Origin of the sequence: Bradyrhizobium sp. HKCCYLS3070 (genome assembly GCF_051167575.1) — a bacterium.
Taxonomy (GTDB): Bacteria; Pseudomonadota; Alphaproteobacteria; order Rhizobiales; family Xanthobacteraceae; genus Bradyrhizobium.
In genome coordinates this window covers 431853-449314 of record NZ_JBNPTI010000002.1, presented here as the reverse complement: position 1 = coordinate 449314, position 17462 = coordinate 431853, and the positions used below count along the sequence as shown (strand labels likewise).

The following is a 17462-nucleotide window of genomic DNA, read 5'->3' as shown; positions in this document are numbered from 1 at the left end:
TGTCGCCAGCTTTGCCATAAATCCATGTAACATCGCCTTCATCACGCTCCGGGATTCGACCGACATCAGATGGCCAACGCCTTTTTCACCGACCTGATCACCACAATTTCCGAGCGAGGCCGGACGCTGCTGCGCGGCGGCGGCGCCCCTGTCGACAAGCATGATGCGAAAAGCCTGGCCGAGCTGTGCGAGGCGCTGGTGTCCGGCGCCGGCGAGGCCTCGGGCACGGCGATGGCCCGCGACGTTCTCGACGGCTATCACGATCTCGACCCCGAGGGCCGCAAGGCGTTCTTCACCGCGCTGGTGCATGATTTCGGGCCGGACAAGGCCAGGCTCGCCAAGGCGATCGACGACTGGCGCGCGACGCCTTCGGACGAAGGCGCGAGCGCGCTGCATTTCGCCTCCGAGCCGCGCCGGCAGGAGCTGATCCGCCGGCTCAACCGCGCGCCGGGCGGCACGCCCGAGCTGGTGGCGATGCGCACCGATCTCCTGGATCTCATCAAGGGCAATCCGGAACTCGCCGCGCTCGATCGCGACGTCGTGCATCTCTTGAGCTCATGGTTCAACAGGGGGTTTCTCGTGCTGCGTAAGATCGACTGGTCGACGCCGGCGAACATTCTGGAACAGATCATCCGCTACGAGGCAGTGCACGAGATCCACGACTGGGACGATCTGCGCCGCCGCATCGATCCGGTCGATCGCCGCTGCTACGCCTTCTTCCATCCGGCGATGCCCGATGCGCCCTTGATCTTCGTCGAGATCGCGCTGACCGAGACCATCCCCGGCGCCATCGCGCCGCTGCTCGCGGTCGATCGTCCGCCGGTGCCGGCCGACCGCGCCCGCACCGCCGTATTCTATTCGATCTCCAACACCCAGCGCGGCCTCGGCGGCATCTCGTTCGGCAACTTCCTGATCAAGCAGGTGGTCGAGGAGCTGCGGCGCGAGCTGCCGAAGCTGGACACCTTCGTCACGCTGTCGCCGGTGCCCGGCTTCATGCACTGGCTGAAGTCGACGACCGATGCGACCGAAGAGGATCGCAACGTGCTCAAGCTGCTGAACGAGCCGCGCTGGGTCGAGGATGCCGAGATGACCGCCGAGCTGCGCCCGGTGATCGAGCCGCTCGCCGCGCACTACTTCCTGAAGGCGCGGACGTCGAAGGGCAAAGTGATCGATCCCGTCGCCCGCTTCCACCTCGGCAACGGCGCGAGACTCGAGCGCATCAACTGGCTCGGCGACCTCTCGTCCAAGGGCCAGCGCGAATCCGCGACCGTGATGGTGAACTACCTGTATCGGCTCGAGGACATCGAGAAGAACCACGAAGCCTATGCCAATGACGGCGAGGTCGTGGCCTCGAGCGCGGTCAAGAAGCTGCTGCGCGCCGAGGGCCGGCGGCTGCTGGATATGCGGTTGTCGTCGTAGGGCTTGCGGCAGACTGCAGCACTGTCTCACATCCACCTCGCGCCATTGCTGGGCACGCCGCCCACTCCAAACTCCGTCGTTGCCAGGAGCGAAGCGACGAAGCAATCCAGAGTCTTTCGCGTCGCCCTGGATTGCTTCGTTTCGCTCGCAATGACGCCGGTGAGAGACTGTGCTTACGCCACAGCCACCGTCGTCATCCCGGCGAACGCCGGGATCCATAACCACAGGTCGTCGTTTGAGGCAGGCCAGTCGTTAGACCTCGCCAAGCCACATCCGCCGCGGCGTATGGGTCCCGGCGTTCGCCGGGACGACGATGAGGTTGGACCGGTTTCACATTTCAAACAGCTTGGGGACGCGCGATCATAGCCTCGCGGCGCATGGCGCCCGAGTTGCTGCGAAGCATGTCCCTCCGACAAATACAGAGGGCGCAGGGAAGACCGGGTGCTGGCCACACCCATGGCCCCCGTGCGTGAGAAAATGCACGGGGCAGGAACCACAGGTACGACCGGTGCATTCCGGCCTTCCCTGCGCGATGGTTGGAACGGTGTCCTTCGTGCTCTCCCTGGGGATCGGCGTTCTTGCCCCCATCGCCCGCGCGTGCCCATAAGCAACGACACGGACTTGACCTCAGCGTCGAGAGGCCAGGACCACACGACTTCTCCGTCCGCGCAAGTGCCGGTCGTCGCCCAGCACCTCCACGGCCACCGCATCCCACCCCGACGTTCGTGACGACGCGTACGCCCCTCTGCGATGAGGCGGGACGCGCGCAGTATTGCTGATTTTCGGAAATTGTCAAGAGGGAATTTTGCGGCGGGATCAGCGATTGTTATTCGCGGAAGGGCCGACGCCCTTCCAGGACCTCGGCCTTGCCCTCAATGCGTCATCACGAGGTCTTCTGCTTCGCCTCGACGTATCGCGCGAAGCTGTCGAGAATCGACTGCCAGCCGCCCTGCTGCTGCTCGACCGGGTGCGTCGTTTCGGCATCGAAGACAACGCGAACGACGACGCCCTTCGGTCCGGGCTCGAAGTGAACTTCGGCCTTGATCGCCGAAGGCGTACTCGATCAGCCTGTGCTCGACGATTTTGGTGTAGGTGCCGGCGAAGTCGAAGCCCATGCTGCCGTCCTTGGCCTCCATCCGCGACGAGAACGCGCCGCCCTCTCTCAGGTCGACCGTCGCCTTGGTCGTATGCCAGTCGTCGGAAGCAGCGTTCCACTTCACGATGTCGGCCGGCGTCGTATAGGCACGCCAAACCTGATCGATCGGGGCTGCGACGGTGGTTTCGACGGTGATCCTCATGAAACATTGCTCCTGGTTGCATTTGGACGGCTCACTGCATGAGCGCAGGGGGTGGTGTCGGTTAAAAGACGAGCCAGACTGGCCGGTCCCGACACCCGCGAGCCCTCAATGCGTCGAAAAATGAAAAAGACGCCGGTGTGCACGGTCAGCATGCGGTCGGCGTCTGTTGGCGCCCCAGCTCGGAACCCAATCGCTTCCGCCGTCTTCGCGTCGATCAGCGCGCTCAAGGACGAGTTTTGTGCACTGTCACTGAAAGAGCCGAGAACTAGGTGGCCCCTACCATATTCTTACCAAACTTACGTTGAGTTGCTCCGATGATCGCAAAGACGCACCATCTCTTTGCGCAACGAACTCTCGAGCTTAACGTTGAAGGTCCTGCCTTCGTCTGTAAACACCATCGCGGAAAGAAATCGGTAGCGAAATCTGCTCCAAACGGATGTTCCAATAAATGTCTTTAATGCATCTTCCTGAAAAACCGAGATAGGCGAGAGAAAGAAGATCTCAGACCCGCGGGCCCTGATTTCAACTGGGTACCTTTTCTGGGCAATCCATTCATCTGCAGCCGAGTAGTCTAGAGGCAACACCTCGTAAACTCCGCGCTGGAGAGGTAGCTTCCAATGAAAGAACCCCATCGGAATATGGACGGGCATCGCGCCTAAGTTGCGAATGGATACGACCAGATACTTCGGTCGCTCCTTTCCTTCCAAGGAAGAGTGGTGGATGACATTTATGGAGGCGCGCGCACTTATTCTCGTACGGGATGTTCTCATTGCAGCGATCGAGCTAAACAGAGCGACTAAGACGGCCGAGAACGTGCCTAAGACGCCTAGGGCGGCAATCGTATATTGATGAGCCTTCAGAAACTCTTCGATGTTCACGTAGCAGCCTCCCGCTGCGTTAGCGCACTTTCCGACGTGGTCACGCGCCCGATTGGGTTTCGATGACACTTAACGTATTGACTACCTCACTTCATCGTCCCGACAGGGAGTCTTGTGCACTGTCACAGTTCAGGTCATGCCCGAGAGAAATCTCCGTGCCTTCCACGCTACCTGTCACCGCTCCGGCTACCATTTGTGACTTGAGTTCAACCTTCGTTATGTTGATACCTCCTTTGCCGTCGGGAGATGGTACCCACTCGTCCGACTTGGCGCCCAACAGGCCGCGACCAACCGGCACTTCGGCGAAATTGTTGTGCACGACGTCGAGCGGTAAGATGGGGTCTTCAGAACGATCGGAAGACGACGCGATAACAGCAGAAACCCCAGCTTGCTCTCTGTTAACAAACATCAAGGTCGGTACCGGGCTTCCGTTCGCACTTTTTATAGACCACTGGCTTCCTATGTACGGTTTTCCAAACGCACCGGTAGCTCTTTCAACGGGGATGGTAACAGGGCCTGCTGGGTAAACTGCTTCAACAGCGTAGGGAAGCCCTGAGAGCCCGTGATCAATTGGGAGTGCACCAAGTTGACAGCCATTCACAGCAATGACGTATGCATCCTTGCTACCAACAATGCCCTTGGCACGATATTTTTTTAGCTTCTTCGCCTTCTCATCAACCGCTGCGATCCATCGTCGCCGTACCTCCTCATGCGTTACATCCCCAACCTTAAATTCGCCAGGCTTCGGAAACTCCAAATAGTCTTCGGGTACTCCCATGGGCTCCGGTGAAACGGCCTCAATCCAATAAACCTTATTTTCGTGCTCGAACCTAAAGTCCGGCCCCTTAGCAGCGGTTGTGATTTTGAAGCCGAGCGCATCGAGATGACGCGCGATCATCATTTCCCACACTCGCTGCAGGATCTTAGCTTTGTTGCCGCTTACGAGCTCCGTGACGAAGTGCTCTGACGGCAAGTTGAGGGCAAGAAACTTCTCCCACGCCATGAGAACGCACGACTTGTAGTGCGGCGCGGCCTCATATTGCTTGTCCAGGAAACTGCGGACGTTCTGATCCCATCGCGCTTTACGCTGTTCTGTGGTTTCGCGCGCCTTTGGGGGACCAATAAATCTATTCTTGATATTCCGGGGAAACCTGCTGCGGCGGTGCTTTCGCGACCAGCCAGAAACCATGCCCAAATACTGGGTCGCCCTGTGTTCGCGTCGCCGCAGCAGTTGGAGCAGCGTCTCGGCACGAACGCGGTTCGGTGCCGCAGCGCTCATCCTCTCGATGCGGCGCTGCTGTCGCACGATGCGCTTTTTGGCCTGCGCTAAGCGCAGACGCGCGTCGGACACGAACGAAGGCTCGCTTTTCCGCGGCATGACCTAACACGAGAAAAATGGGGTATAAGCACAACCTTTGCGATAGGTGGGAACTTCCACTCGCGAAGGCAAGAGCTCTGAACACGAAATCCAGTTGTCCGGCACGCAAACCACTGGTGCGCCGCCCTTTATATACAAGCGGGTACAGAACTTAGGGCGCCGGATTGACGTTGCGCCAGCACTGGCTGCGGTCCAACTGCCACTCGAAGCCGAAGATGTTGGCCTTGTACGCCCATTTGCGAGAGCCGAGCCTGAGGGAAGATTTGGGTGTGCCCACCAATTCCGGTGAATACCAGTCTTGCGATTGCCGCCCCCGGCGCGGCGCGCCGATGCTTATCCTTCAGGTAGGTTCACAACTATCAATTCTGGCGTTCTCGATGCACCGTGACGCCGTAACCGAAATCCCGCCACTTCACCCCAACGCGCCCTGCGGCCGCAGCCGCAGCACCGCCGCCGGCAGATTGGCCGTGAGCCATTCCGAGATGACCCGTTGCTTCCGGTGATACGCCAGTCCCACCGCGACCACCGCGATGCCGATCAGCGACAGCGCGAAGGGAAACAGCAGCGAGTCCTTGAAGACGACGTCGGCGAGGTGGCCGAGATACATGGTGATGCCGATGGCGCCGAACACGGCGTAGGCGCGGCGGACGATGATGACGGCGATCGCGAGCAGGCCGACGTTCAGCAGGCAGTAGATGGCCTTGCCCGGCTCGGTCGCGCCTTCCGTGGCGCTGACGCCGCCCCAGAAGGCCATCAGGCCGAACAGGTGCAGCCAGAAGCCGAAGTCGCGGCTGTGGCTGGTGTAGTCGACGATCCACGCCACCGCGAGAATGCCGAGGCCGAACCAGATCGACACGATGCGGCGCATCTCCCAGTCGAAATGGCTGACATTGAAGATCCAGGGCGTGAGGTCCATCGACATGAACCACAGTGCGACCGACATGATCGCGACGATGAAGGGCACGCGATAGAAGCGCAGCGCGATCGCGCCCGCCGCGATCGTGGCGATCTCCATGAACAGCCAACTGCCCTTGATCCAGACGTAGAAGTCATGAACCGTGCCGGGCTTGCCGAACTTGCCCCACCAGCCGAATTCGGCCTGGACGCCGTAGACGGCGAGCGGTGCCATCGACACGGCGATGGCGATCAGCAGGCCGCCGGGGACGCGCAAGCTCCGGCGCCAGAGGTGGTCGCCGGCGAAGCCGAACGCGGCGGCATAGGCGAGCGCGCAGGCCGTCAGGGCGCGGCCCCCCATCTGCGAGAAGGCCACCGTCGAGAACAGGCCCATGGCGCCGATCACGATCAGCGCGCCGGCGTACCAGAGCAGATGCGCGGCATCGAATTTGGCGTGCGCCGCCGGACCCGCCTTCGCCTGTTGCTCGAGGTAGGTCAGCAACCGCTGCAACTCGTCGGGTCCGATCGCGCCTGCCCCGGCGGCGGCGCGCAGATCTTGTTCCGAATAGGCCATCGTCATCACCCTCTGTGACCCCGCCGGGAGACGGCACGCAGGGGTCCGATCGCGCAAACGCCTGGGGACGTCGCGCGTCGGGACCGGTGCCGACGGGGCGGATATGGGTGAGTGTAGCGGAATGTGAGCGACGTTCAATATAATTTTGAACGACGCTCAAATATCTACGACCAACATTCTAAATTACCCATCGCGACGCGGGGGCTAAAGCTGCTTCGACCCCGCCCTTCTCCACACCGTCATGGCCGGGGCTTGTCCCGGCCATCCATGTCGTGCGCCTGGAATGACGACGTGGATGCCCGGGACAAGCCCGGGCATGACGAGTCCTGGGTTGGCGGTTTGCCTCATCGCTGAGGCCAGAGGTTGGCGGATACGACCACCAGAGGCCCGCAGCGCAGTCGCCTCAATCCTTGAAATACGGCTCGACCGGGCCGTGGACCTTGATGGTCAGCGGGTTGCCGTGGCGGTCCTTGGCATTCCCTGCGGCGACGCGGATCCAGCCTTCGCTGATGCAGTATTCCTCGACATTGGTCTTCTCGGCGCCCTTGAAGCGGATGCCGACGTCACGCGACAGGATCTCCGCATTGTAATAGGGGCTCTTCGGATCGACCGACAGCCGGTCAGGAAATGGGGTCGCAGTCGTCTCGTTGTCGCTCACAGCAGTGCCTCGATCTCTTTCTTCAACGCCTCGGGCGTGGTGGTCGGCGCATGGCGCGACACCACATTCCCATGGCGATCGACCAGGAATTTGGTGAAATTCCATTTGATCGCCGAGCCCAAGAGGCCGGTCTTCTCGCCCTTCAGGAACTTGTAGAGCGGATGTGCATCGGTACCGTTGACGTCGATCTTCGCAAACAGCGGGAAGGTGACGTCGTACTTGCCGGCGCAGAACGCGCCGATCTCCTCGGCCGTGCCGGGCTCCTGGGCGCCGAACTGGTTACAGGGAAATCCGAGCACGGCAAAGCCCCTGTCCGCATAGGCGCGGTGCAGCGCCTCGAGGCCGCGATATTGCGGCGTGAAGCCGCAGGCGCTGGCGGTGTTGACGATCAGCAGCACCTGGCCTGCGAAGCGCTTCAGCGGCACCTCCTCGCCCTTCAGCGAGGTCGCGGTGAAATCATAGATGCTGGCCATCAGCCCAGCACCGGATCGATCGGCGAAGCCGGGGTACCGCCAGCCTCGATCGCTTCGCCAGCGAGAAGGCACGCGTCCTCGCGAAAGCGCTGGCCGACAAGCTGGACGCCGACCGGGACGCGGCCGACCATGCCGGTCGAGACCGTCAGGCCCGGCAGGCCGAAGAACGGAATCGCGATCTGCGTGAGCTGGGCGTGCCAGACCTGCTGGAACGACTCCTCGTCCTTGCGGTCGAGCTGATCGGCGAACGGCAGCATGCCCGACACCGGCATCAGCAGCAGCGGATGCTGCTCCATGAACAGGAGCCATTGCCGGGTCAGCGCGGCGCGGCGCGCGAGCGTCTGCGACAGGTCGAATGGGTGAACCTTGTCACTGACGCCGCGCAGGCAGGCCAGCGCACCCGGGTCGCCCTCCTTCTCGGCCGCTGCGAGTTGCGCCTCGTAGCCGTCGCCGAGCCAGAGACGGGTCTGCAGCAGCGCGGCCTCCTGCATCGGCGGCGTGTCCGCGATCTCCTCGACGGTCCAGCCGGCGGCTTCCAGCCGCCCGGCGGCATCGCGCAAGGCGGCCACGACCTCCGGCACCGGGTTCAGCCCGTCCGGGTTGACGCAGAGGGTGACGCGCTTCGGCAGCGGCGGGCCCTCGAGCGGCACCGGCATCCACCAGACATCGCGGACGTCGCGCGCCGACATCGCGGCCAGCGCGATCCTGACGTCGTTGACCGTGCGGGCGAGCGGGCCCGAGACGGCGCTGATCTGCGGGCCGATCGGGCGCTCGGGGAACTGTGTATTGAAGGCCGGGATGCGGCCGACCGTCGGGCGCAGGCCGTGGATGCCGCAGGCATAGGCGGGATAGCGGACGGAGCCGGCGATGTCGGTGCCATGACCGATATGGCCGATGCCCGCCGCGGTGGCCGATCCTGCGCCGCCCGAGGAGCCGCCCGGCGTGATGCTGGGGTCGCGCGGATTCTTGGTGTGGCCGTGGATGAGGTTGCTGGTGAACCAGCGATAGGACACCGCCGGGGTGTTGGTGCGGCCGAGCAGCACGGCACCGGCCTTGACCAGGTTGTTGACGACCGGATTGTGAGCCGAGGCGATCGCGTCCTTCTGCAGCTTGAGGCCGTTGGTGGTGGCGAAGCCGGCCTGGTCGACATTGACCTTGATCGTCACCGGCACGCCGGCGAGAGGCCCCGGATCCTCGCCGCGCGCCAAGGCGGCGTCGATGGCATCCGCCTGTTGCAGCACGTCCTCGGGGCGATGGTCGATCACGGCATTGATCGCCGGATTGACCGCATCGAGCCGCGCCAGCGCCGCGGTCGCGGCATCGCGGGCGGAGACCTGCTTCGACTTGATGAGGGCGGCAAGGTCGGCAGCCGGCAGGCGCCAGAGATCGGTCATGGGAAGCTCCGTGGTGTCGGGGCTTGTTCTAGCGCGAGCACTTACCGGGAGAAAGCCGTCGCGGCGCGGCACTCCAGCATAGCTTCGGCAGCAAACCGCATGGGTCTTGTTGCACTCGCCCTCGCCTCCTCGTCATGGCCGGGCTTGTCCCGGCCATCCACGTCGTGCAGCGCGCGTGGACCGACGTGGATGCCCGGGACAAGCCCGGGCATGACGGAGAGACAAACTGGCCGCGTGTCATGGGTGCGAAGTGCGGTCGCGATCAATACCCATCCTGCATCGATCGATCCGGAATCAGGCTTGGTCAAGCTTCACGTTCGACTTTAAGAGCTGAAGCAAGCACATCACAAAAGGGGGAAACCACATGATCAGACCGGGCACCATCATGGCCGCAACATTCGTTCTCGCCGCTGCAGCAACGCTGGCGCCGCGCGCGGGCCACGCCGAGACCTATGCCTATGTCGGCAACGCCGACAGCAACGACATCAACGTGTTCAAGTTCGATGCCGCGACCGGCGAGATGATCCCGGTGCAGACGGCTTCCTTCGTCGGCGTCGAGAAGCCGGGCTCGTCGACCCCGCTCGCGGTCAGCCCGGACAAGACGGTGCTGATCGCCGGCATCCGGTCGCAACCGTTCCAGGCCGAGAGCTTTGCGATCAATGCCAAGACCGGTCAGCTCAGCCACCTCGGCAACGGCCCGCTCGCCGACAGCATGGCCAACATCGCCTTCGACCGCACCGGCAAGGTGCTGTTCAGCGCCTCCTATGGCGGCAACAAGGTGACGGTGAATCCGATCCAGGCCAATGGCGTCGTCGCGGCGCCGAGCCAGGTGATCCCGACCGGGCTGAACGCCCACGCCTTCCTGCCCTCGCCCGACAACCGCTTCGTGTTCGCGACCAATCTCGGCTCCGACCAGGTGCTCGGATTCGCCTTCGACGCCGCGACGGGCACGCTGACGGCCAGGGAGGCGCTGACGGTGAAGACGCCGGAGAAGTCAGGGCCGCGCCACTTCATCTTCCACCCGAACGGCAAGTTCATCTACCTTCTGCACGAGCTCAACGCGGATCTCGCGGTCTATGCCTATGACGCGGAGAAGGGCAGCTGGAGCGAGCAGCAGCGCACCACCGCCCTGCCCTCAGGCTTCACCGGCAAGCCCTGGGCGGCCGATCTGCACGTGACGCCGGACGGCAAGTTCCTCTACGCCTCGGAGCGCGGCTCGAACACGATTGCCGGCTTCAAGGTCGATGCGGCCAGCGGGCGCCTGAGCCTGATCGGCAGCGTGCCGACCGAGACCCAGCCACGCGGCTTCGCCATCGATCCCACCGGGCGCTATCTCGCCGCCGTCGGCGAAGTGTCGAACGGGATGACGGTGTATCGGATCGACCCGGCCAGCGGCGCGCTCACGAGCCCGAAATCCTACGCCGTGGGCAAGAAGCCGAACTGGGTGGAGTTCGTCAGCCTGCCGTGAGCGAACGACAGGGCCGCCACGAGATCGGACGTGGCGGCCCGGCGTTTCCATCGGCGCTGCGAGTGCCTATATGCAACGCCATGACGATGCCTGCCGCCCAGCCTGACCGCCATCCCCTCGCAGTTCAACATCCGGAACTCGACGACGCCTCGATCCGCCTGCTGGTCGAGACCTTCTACGGGCGCGCACGGGAGGACGAGCTGATCGGCCCGATCTTCAACCGTACCGTGGAGGATTGGGACGAACATATCGGCAGGATCAGCGATTTCTGGTCGTCGATGTTCCTGAAGACCGGCCGCTACAGCGGCGCGCCGATGCGGCCGCATCTGTTGCTATCGTTGCAGGGGCCGCATTTCGACCGCTGGCTGCAACTGTTCGAGGCGACGGCGAAGGACCTGCTCGCGCCGGAGCTCGCGGAGCTCTTCATCGTCCGCGCCCGCCGCATCGCCGACAGTTTCGAGATGGGCATCGCCAGCACGCGCGGCGACATCGCGCGCCCGCGCCATTCGGTCTGATCTCGGCCGCAAGCACGCGGGCGTTCGGGAAGCGGCGATGCGGCCGTTCTGCGCTCAATGGCGCGTCATCGATTGCGCCGGCATGTTGAAGATCGCTTCGGAGAACGGGAACTCCAGCACAATCTCACCGTCCTCGTCGGTCACCTCGATGACGGCCGTCATCAGCGCCGCGTTGCCGCCTTCGGTCCGCAGCAGTTCCTTGATCATGTCGCGCGCGACTTCCCAGGCGCGGTCGGGACTGCGCAGCACCTCGCCGTCGGTGTCGGAGACCAGTTCCTCGCCGATCCGTGTGTTGAAGAAATATCTAGGCATCATCAGCTTCCAATGGGGTCGCGCGCTGGGGTTTTGAAGTCTCGAACATCTCACGACTGCTTTATCCGGCCAGCTCAGCCCCCCAAGCTAGGGACCGAATTGAACGGTGTTGCGAAGCCATCGATCACGAATTCGTTGTTTTCACGGCTCGTTCCGACGAAAACGGCAGCAACTCGCATCTGCAACTTCGCACTGCAATAAACAGGCCTGAGAGGCTCAAACAAAAAGATTCCACTGGCGAACTTTTCGTAGCACGGTAGTTTATTGCTGAGGACGATAACCGTCCCGACTTGAAGGAGAGGACAATGGCCTGGAAAGCACCGAAGATCGTTGAAGTGCCGGTCGGCATGGAAATCAACATGTACGCCTGCGCGGCCCGCAAATAATTCGCGGGTGTGACGTCCAGGTCTCGGCGATCAGGACGTCGACGCTTGAGGGTGGGGATCAGCGACCGCGTATGTGCCAGCCCGTACGCTGGTCGGATGTCCCCCCCTCGTCACCTTCCCTGCGGGCGGTCCTGACCGTTGGTCAGCCTGCCTGTCGGTGATCCTGCCGCTGGTAATCGCGTGCGCCACCACAGCTGAATTCCAGGAGACGGCTCATGCTTCGCCTCGTCGTCCTGGGCGCCGCCGCGGGCGGTGGAGTGCCACAGTGGAATTGCGGCTGCGCCGTGTGCCGTGCCGCGCGCACCGATCATCCCGAGATCAGCAACAGCCAAGCCTCGGTCGCGGTCAGCGCTGATGGCGCCAACTGGTTCCTGATCAACGCCTCGCCCGATCTGCGCCAGCAGGTTACCCGCACGCCGCAACTGCATCCGAAGCCCGGCACCCTGCGCCACAGTCCGATCGCGGGCGTGATCCTGACCAATGGCGAGATCGACGCGGTCACGGGGCTGCTGTCGATGCGCGAGAGTTCACCTTTCTCGATCCATGCGCACCCCAAGGTGCTTGCGATCCTCAGATCGAACAACATCTTCGATGTGCTGAAGGACGAGACCGTCAAGCGCGTGCCGATCGTGATCGACGTACCGTTCCGGCCGCTGCTGCAGGACGGCCGGCCCTCGGGCCTGGAGATCACGGCCTTCGCCGTCTCGGGAACGAGCGCGTGGTATCTGCGCGACAAGCAACATCCCGGCGGCAGCTCCTCGACCGGCGACACGCTGGGCCTGAAGATCGCCGATCTCGAAGGCGGGCAATATTGCTACGTCATCGCCGCCTGTGCCGGCGTGGACGATGATCTGAGAACGAGATTGAGGGGCGCGCCCTTGGTGCTGTTCGACGGCACGGTGTGGCGCGACGACGAGATGATCCAGGCCGGACTCGGCAACAAGACCGGGCAGAGCATGGGACATATCGCGATGTCCGGAGAAAGCGGCGCGATCAAGCAGCTGGCGGACCTCGCGATCGGCAGGAAGATCTTCCTGCACATCAACAACTCCAATCCGGCGTGGCTGCACGCCTCACCCGAGCGGCAAACGTTGGAACGCGAGGGATGGGAAATCCCCGCTGAAGGGATGGAGATCGTACTGTGAGTGAGGTCAATCTGAGCGGAATGACGGCGCTGTCGATCGGACACGGCGTGACGCTGAACAATGCAAGCGAATTGGAAGCAGCACTTCGCCATATCGGCGCGACGCGCTATCACAACCACCACCCGTTTCATAAGCTGCTGCACGGCGGCAAGCTCAACAAGGGCCAGGTGCAGGCCTGGGCGCTGAACCGCTACTACTATCAGTCGACGATCCCGCTGAAGGACGCGATGGTGATGACGCGTTTCCGCGACCGCGCCACGCGGCTGGAATGGCGGCACCGCATCGAGGATCATGATGGCGATGTCGGCAGCGAGGGCGGCATCGAGCGCTGGATCAAGCTGACCGAAGGCCTCGGCCTCGACACGGCCTACGTCGAATCGACCGAAGGCATCTTGCCGGCCACCCGCTTCGCGGTCGAAGCCTATGTGCATTTCTGCCGCGACCGCTCGCCGCTAGAGGCGATCGCCTCGTCACTGACCGAGCTGTTCGCGCCGAGCATCCATGAAGAGCGCATCTCCGGCATGCTCGAGCACTACGATTTCGTCAACAACGATACGATGAGCTACTTCAAGCGCCGTCTCACCCAGGCGCCGCGCGACGCGAACTTCGCGCTGCATTACGTCAAGGAGCACGCCACCACGCCGGAGCAGCGCGCCGCCGTGTGCAACGCGCTGATCTTCAAGACCAACGTGCTGTGGGTGCAGCTCGACGCGCTGTATCATGCCTATGTCGAGGGCCACATCCCGCCCGGCGCCTTCGTGCCGAAGGAGGGCTGAGCGTGGTCTTCGCGGCTCTCTCAAGTGTACCGGTGCCACCCTCCCCTGGAGGGGGAGGGTCGGCTCGCGCGAAGCGCGAGGCGGGGTGGGGTGAAGCCACCTGCCGCGGTGCGCATGGAGAGATCGCCCCACCCCGTTGCGCATCGCGGGCGATGCGCAACGACCCTCCCCCTCCAGGGGAGGGTGGGCACCGCCGATGCCGCGGCATCGGACCGAACGCAACAATCATCGGCTAGAGACCCGCCATGGCCCCGCGTCATATCCAAGTCACCGAGACCAGCCGCGTGGTGTTGCCGCGGCATGCGAAGCTGAAGTTCGACGAGACCCGGCAGGTCTGGGTGATCCTGGCGCCGGAACGCGTGCTGGCGCCGGACGAGATCGCAATCGAGGTGCTCAAGCTGTGCGATGGCGCGCGCAGCGTTGCTGATATCATCGACGAGCTCGCGGCGAAATATGCCGCGCCTCGCGACGTCATCGCGACCGATGTGGTTGCCATGCTGCAGGATCTCGCCGACAAGGGATTCCTGACCGAGGTTCGGGAGACGACATCATGACCGAGCTGACCGACACCTCACCGCCCATCGACAGCAATGACGGCCTCGCCGTGCTGGAGCGGCGCGGTTCCGTGGCCGAAACCTACGGCATTCCGCTCGCCGTGCTGCTCGAACTCACGCATCGCTGTCCGCTGCAATGCCCCTATTGCTCCAACCCGCTGGAGCTCGATCGCGCCGGGCAGGAGCTGACGACGGCGGAGTGGAAGAAGGTGCTGTCCGAGCTCGCCGAGATCGGCGTGCTGCAGATCCACTTCTCCGGCGGCGAGCCGACCGCGCGCAAGGATCTGGTCGAGCTGGTGCAGCATGCCAACGACGTCGGCCTCTACACCAACCTGATCACCTCGGCCGTGCTGCTGACGCGGGAGCGGCTGAAGGAGCTGGCCGATGCCGGGCTGTCCCATGTCCAGATCAGCTTCCAGGGCAGCGAGGCCGGCATCGCCGACCGCGTCGGCGGCTACAAGGGCGGCCACGTCAAGAAGCTCGAGGTCGCGCGCTGGACCCGCGAGCTCGACCTGCCGCTGACGGTCAACGCCGTGATGCACCGGCAGAACCTGCATCAGCTGCCCGACATCATCCAGATGGCGGTCGATCTCGATGCCGACCGGCTCGAGGTCGCCAACGTGCAATATTACGGCTGGGCGCTGAAGAATCGCGCCAGCCTGATGCCGACCTACGCCCAGCTCGAAGAGACCGACCGCCTGGTCGAGGAGGCGCGCGAGCGGCTGAAGGGCACGCTGACGATCGACTACGTCGTGCCGGACTATTACGCGCTGCGGCCGAAGAAGTGCATGGGCGGCTGGGGCCGGCAGTTCTTCAACATCTCTCCCTCGGGCAAGATCCTGCCCTGCCACGCCGCCGAGAGCATCACCGGGCTCGACTTCATGTCCGTGCGGTCGAACCATTCGATCGCCTGGATCTGGCAGAACTCCGAGGCCTTCAACCGCTACCGCGGCACCGGCTGGATGAAGGAGCCGTGCAAGTCCTGCGAGTTCCGCGAGATCGATTTCGGCGGCTGCCGCTGCCAGGCGTTCGCGCTGACCGGCGATGCAGGGAATACCGATCCGGCCTGCACGCTGTCGCCGCTGCACGAGAGCATCTTCAAGCAGGCCGAGCGTGACGCGGCCTCGGGCCAGGACCGCTTCCTCTATCGCAACTTCGCCGGCGGCACGCCTGAGAGCAATGATGCCTGACGCCGAAGCCGGCCGCGCCTCCGCGCGCCGCAGCGATCCGTTCGCGCCGCTGACGTCGGAATGGCTGGATGTCTCCGGCGGTCACCAGATCTATGTCGAGAGCAGCGGCTGCGCTGGCGGCATTCCCGCGGTCTATCTTCATGGCGGGCCGGGCTCCGGATGCCAGCCGGATCACCGCCGCCTGTTCGATCCCGAGCGCTTCCATGCCGTGCTGTTCGACCAGCGCGGCGCCGGCCGCTCGCGTCCTGCGCGCAGCCGCGACAACAACACCCTGCCCGACCTGATCGCCGACATGGAGGCGATCCGCGAAAAGTTCGGTTTCGACCGCTGGATCGTCGCCGGCGGCTCCTGGGGCGCCACCTTGGCGCTGGCTTATACGCAGGCGCACCCGACGCGCGTCACGGGGCTGGTGCTGCGAGCGACGTTCCTCGGCACCCGTGCGGAAGTGGAGACGGCCTTCGGCGAGACGCTGGCGCGCTTTCACCCTGCCCTGCACCGCGACTTCCTGGAAATGCTGCCGGAGAACGAACGCGCCAACCCGTGCGACGCCTACTTCCGGCGCATCCTCGATCCCGATCCGGCGATTCATGGCCCAGCTGCGCGCGCCTGGCACGACACCGAGCGGGCGCTGTCCGAGATCAAACCGGCCCGCGCCCATCTGGATCGGCTCGCCATCCGCTCCGGCACCGCCTTGCCGGCGACGCCGTTCATGGAGGCGCATTACTTCTCGCAGGACAGCTTCATGGCGAAAGGCCAGTTGCTGCGGGATGCGAGCAGGCTCAGCGGGATTCCCGGAATCATCGTGCAGGGCCGCTATGACCTGCTCTGTCCGCCCTCCACCGCCGCGCGCCTGGCCGAAATCTGGCGCGACGCCGAAATCCGTGTCGTCGAAGCCGCAGGTCACAATCTTTATGATCCCGGCATCCGCGATGCGGTCATGAAAGCCATCTGCGATATGGCGACGCGCACGACTGCGCCTTAAACACATGGTCATCTCTCTTCATCCTGAGGAGCCATGCGCGGCATGGCGTCTCAAAGGATGAGGCCCCAGACATCCCCCCGCCTCATGGTTCACCGGGCAATGCGCAGCATTGTCCGGGAGACGCGCCAAGTGACGCCCTCACCATGAGGAATTGGCCGCTGAACAAGGACATCTGCAATGCCCATCGCCGGGAAAGGCATGCTTTTGACATCGATGAACATCGATGCTGAGCATGAAGCCGATTTCAACAATTGGTATGACAGCGAACATCTCGAAGAGCGCGTGGCCATCCCCGGCTTCATCGAGGCGCGACGCTATGTCGCCGAGCAGGGCAGCCCGAAATATCTCTGCCTATATTCGACCGAAACGATCGACGTGCTCGACAGCGCGGCCTACCGCGCCCGGCTGGAGTCGCCGACGGAATGGTCGAAGGCGGTGATGGCGCGGTTCAAGAACATGATCCGCAGCGTCGCGCGCATCACGATCTCGATCGGCGCCGGTCGCGGCGCCGTGCTGGGCATCATCCGCCTGCGGCCCAAACCCGGGCAGGACAAAGCGTTGCGCGACGCGCTGCAGATCGAGCTCGACCCAAGCAAGCTGAGGGGCATCATCTCGATGCATCTGCTCGAAGGCGATGCCGACCTCTCCGGTCCCGCCGCTGGAGTTCCTGCGAGCTCGCGCGATGCCGACTGGTTCATCCTCATCGACGGTACCGACAGTCATGCCATCGCCACCTTGATGACCACCCGCTTCGCGGCGATCGACGGTCCGCTGGCGACGCAGATCTCGGCCGGCATCTATCGCCTGATGTGGGACTTGAGCCGCGCCGACATCGCGGCGGCGAAGTGAGTTAGATCCCGCCTCTCTCCACATCGTCATGGCCGGGCTCGTCCCGGCCATCCACGTTGTGCGGCATCCTGGGAACGACGTGGATGCCCGGGACAAGCCCGGGCATGACGGCGGAGTGCGTGGCAGCCCGCGTGCTCCACCCTCCATTCTTTAATTTATCGTCATCCTCGCAATCTATCGTCACCGAAAATGCCGCATCGCAACACGTGGCAGCATCAGGCCGGCAATGCGGCGCCGCACACTGTGCATGAGGGGCAGCTTTGCAAATTTGCCTTTGTGCGCGCCTTGGAATGGCTCTAGTCTGATAAGACTATTCAAT

17 protein-coding genes and 1 pseudogene are annotated in these 17462 nt (G+C 63.6%); 10 read left to right on the top strand and 8 right to left on the bottom strand.

Going from position 1 to position 17462, the window contains the following annotated elements; all coding sequences use genetic code 11:
* The first annotated feature begins 69 nt into the window (after positions 1-69).
* Positions 70-1419 carry a malonyl-CoA decarboxylase gene (locus tag ACQR03_RS10695; protein WP_315718038.1) on the top strand — a complete coding sequence of 450 codons (1350 nt, stop codon included), beginning with the start codon at positions 70-72 and terminating at the stop codon, positions 1417-1419.
* An 883-nt stretch (positions 1420-2302) separates the two neighbouring features.
* Here the strand turns inward: ACQR03_RS10695 and ACQR03_RS10690 are convergent.
* From ACQR03_RS10690 to ACQR03_RS10660, 7 genes and pseudogenes are all read right to left on the bottom strand, one after another.
* Positions 2303-2717: pseudogene (locus ACQR03_RS10690) on the bottom strand (SRPBCC family protein).
* 296 nt (positions 2718-3013) lie between these two features.
* Positions 3014-3595 carry a hypothetical protein gene (locus ACQR03_RS10685; protein ID WP_434841305.1) on the bottom strand — a complete coding sequence of 194 codons (582 nt, stop codon included), beginning with the start codon at positions 3593-3595 and terminating at the stop codon, positions 3014-3016.
* A 91-nt stretch (positions 3596-3686) separates the two neighbouring features.
* Positions 3687-4946 (bottom strand): hypothetical protein, encoded by a 1260-nt coding sequence (locus ACQR03_RS10680; protein WP_434841306.1) that lies wholly within the window; start codon positions 4944-4946, stop codon positions 3687-3689.
* Between the two features lie 439 nt (positions 4947-5385).
* The gene (locus tag ACQR03_RS10675) at positions 5386-6441 is read right to left on the bottom strand and encodes a hypothetical protein (RefSeq protein ID WP_434841307.1); all 1056 of its coding nucleotides are present in this window, start codon (positions 6439-6441) and stop codon (positions 5386-5388) included.
* Between the two features lie 403 nt (positions 6442-6844).
* Positions 6845-7099 (bottom strand): DUF3297 family protein, encoded by a 255-nt coding sequence (locus ACQR03_RS10670; RefSeq protein WP_315718031.1) that lies wholly within the window; start codon positions 7097-7099, stop codon positions 6845-6847.
* On the bottom strand, positions 7096-7572 hold the full coding sequence (locus ACQR03_RS10665; RefSeq protein ID WP_316172464.1) for a glutathione peroxidase: 477 nt from the start codon (positions 7570-7572) through the stop codon (positions 7096-7098). Before ACQR03_RS10665 ends, ACQR03_RS10670 begins: the two co-directional genes overlap by 4 nt.
* Positions 7572-8966 (bottom strand): amidase family protein, encoded by a 1395-nt coding sequence (locus tag ACQR03_RS10660; protein ID WP_434841308.1) that lies wholly within the window; start codon positions 8964-8966, stop codon positions 7572-7574. The genes ACQR03_RS10665 and ACQR03_RS10660 overlap by 1 nt, the downstream gene beginning before the upstream one ends.
* Positions 8967-9330: 364 nt before the next feature.
* On the opposite strand from ACQR03_RS10660, the gene ACQR03_RS10655 reads away from it, so the two are divergent.
* Entirely contained in the window at positions 9331-10434 is a 1104-nt protein-coding gene (locus ACQR03_RS10655) for a lactonase family protein (protein WP_434841309.1), read from the top strand.
* Positions 10435-10514: 80 nt separating this feature from the next.
* Positions 10515-10949: a group III truncated hemoglobin gene (locus ACQR03_RS10650; protein ID WP_434841310.1), complete on the top strand. Its 435-nt coding sequence runs from the start codon at positions 10515-10517 to the stop codon at positions 10947-10949.
* A 54-nt stretch (positions 10950-11003) separates the two neighbouring features.
* Here ACQR03_RS10650 and ACQR03_RS10645 read toward each other — a convergent pair whose 3' ends face one another.
* Positions 11004-11261 (bottom strand): DUF6894 family protein, encoded by a 258-nt coding sequence (locus ACQR03_RS10645; protein ID WP_315718026.1) that lies wholly within the window; start codon positions 11259-11261, stop codon positions 11004-11006.
* 305 nt (positions 11262-11566) lie between these two features.
* Between ACQR03_RS10645 and pqqA the strand changes: the two genes are divergently transcribed.
* From pqqA to ACQR03_RS10610, 7 genes are all read left to right on the top strand, one after another.
* Complete coding sequence (gene pqqA / locus ACQR03_RS10640) at positions 11567-11647, top strand: pyrroloquinoline quinone precursor peptide PqqA (protein ID WP_012029362.1); 81 nt, start codon at positions 11567-11569, stop codon at positions 11645-11647.
* 215 nt (positions 11648-11862) lie between these two features.
* Positions 11863-12792 (top strand): pyrroloquinoline quinone biosynthesis protein PqqB, encoded by a 930-nt coding sequence (gene pqqB / locus ACQR03_RS10635; protein WP_434841311.1) that lies wholly within the window; start codon positions 11863-11865, stop codon positions 12790-12792.
* A gap of 20 nt (positions 12793-12812) precedes the next feature.
* Positions 12813-13568, top strand: coding sequence for a pyrroloquinoline-quinone synthase PqqC (pqqC, locus tag ACQR03_RS10630; protein ID WP_434841392.1), 756 nt, complete (start codon positions 12813-12815; stop codon positions 13566-13568).
* Between the two features lie 245 nt (positions 13569-13813).
* Positions 13814-14122, top strand: a complete 309-nt coding sequence (gene pqqD, locus ACQR03_RS10625) for a pyrroloquinoline quinone biosynthesis peptide chaperone PqqD (protein WP_434841312.1) — start codon at positions 13814-13816, stop codon at positions 14120-14122.
* A complete protein-coding gene (pqqE, locus tag ACQR03_RS10620) occupies positions 14119-15312 on the top strand; it encodes a pyrroloquinoline quinone biosynthesis protein PqqE (RefSeq protein WP_434841313.1) in 1194 nt (397 codons plus the stop codon). The genes pqqD and pqqE overlap by 4 nt, the downstream gene beginning before the upstream one ends.
* Positions 15305-16294: a prolyl aminopeptidase gene (pip, locus tag ACQR03_RS10615; RefSeq protein WP_434841314.1), complete on the top strand. Its 990-nt coding sequence runs from the start codon at positions 15305-15307 to the stop codon at positions 16292-16294. The genes pqqE and pip overlap by 8 nt, the downstream gene beginning before the upstream one ends.
* Before the next feature lie 177 nt (positions 16295-16471).
* Positions 16472-17143, top strand: coding sequence for a DUF4286 family protein (locus ACQR03_RS10610; protein WP_316226453.1), 672 nt, complete (start codon positions 16472-16474; stop codon positions 17141-17143).
* Positions 17144-17462: the final 319 nt, after the last annotated feature.

What these genes read in the sequence shown, in the direction of transcription:
- ACQR03_RS10645 (WP_315718026.1), bottom strand. Translation starts at nt 11,261, where the DNA reads ATGCCTAGATATTTCTTCAACACACGGATCGGCGAGGAACTGGTCTCC.
- ACQR03_RS10675 (WP_434841307.1), bottom strand. Translation starts at nt 6,441, where the DNA reads ATGGCCTATTCGGAACAAGATCTGCGCGCCGCCGCCGGGGCAGGCGCG.
- ACQR03_RS10660 (WP_434841308.1), bottom strand. Translation starts at nt 8,966, where the DNA reads ATGACCGATCTCTGGCGCCTGCCGGCTGCCGACCTTGCCGCCCTCATC.
- pqqA (WP_012029362.1), top strand. Translation starts at nt 11,567, where the DNA reads ATGGCCTGGAAAGCACCGAAGATCGTTGAAGTGCCGGTCGGCATGGAA.
- ACQR03_RS10695 (WP_315718038.1), top strand. Translation starts at nt 70, where the DNA reads ATGGCCAACGCCTTTTTCACCGACCTGATCACCACAATTTCCGAGCGA.
- ACQR03_RS10655 (WP_434841309.1), top strand. Translation starts at nt 9,331, where the DNA reads ATGATCAGACCGGGCACCATCATGGCCGCAACATTCGTTCTCGCCGCT.
- pqqE (WP_434841313.1), top strand. Translation starts at nt 14,119, where the DNA reads ATGACCGAGCTGACCGACACCTCACCGCCCATCGACAGCAATGACGGC.
- pqqC (WP_434841392.1), top strand. Translation starts at nt 12,813, where the DNA reads ATGACGGCGCTGTCGATCGGACACGGCGTGACGCTGAACAATGCAAGC.
- pip (WP_434841314.1), top strand. Translation starts at nt 15,305, where the DNA reads ATGCCTGACGCCGAAGCCGGCCGCGCCTCCGCGCGCCGCAGCGATCCG.
- pqqB (WP_434841311.1), top strand. Translation starts at nt 11,863, where the DNA reads ATGCTTCGCCTCGTCGTCCTGGGCGCCGCCGCGGGCGGTGGAGTGCCA.
- pqqD (WP_434841312.1), top strand. Translation starts at nt 13,814, where the DNA reads ATGGCCCCGCGTCATATCCAAGTCACCGAGACCAGCCGCGTGGTGTTG.
- ACQR03_RS10665 (WP_316172464.1), bottom strand. Translation starts at nt 7,572, where the DNA reads ATGGCCAGCATCTATGATTTCACCGCGACCTCGCTGAAGGGCGAGGAG.
- ACQR03_RS10650 (WP_434841310.1), top strand. Translation starts at nt 10,515, where the DNA reads ATGACGATGCCTGCCGCCCAGCCTGACCGCCATCCCCTCGCAGTTCAA.
- ACQR03_RS10610 (WP_316226453.1), top strand. Translation starts at nt 16,472, where the DNA reads ATGCCCATCGCCGGGAAAGGCATGCTTTTGACATCGATGAACATCGAT.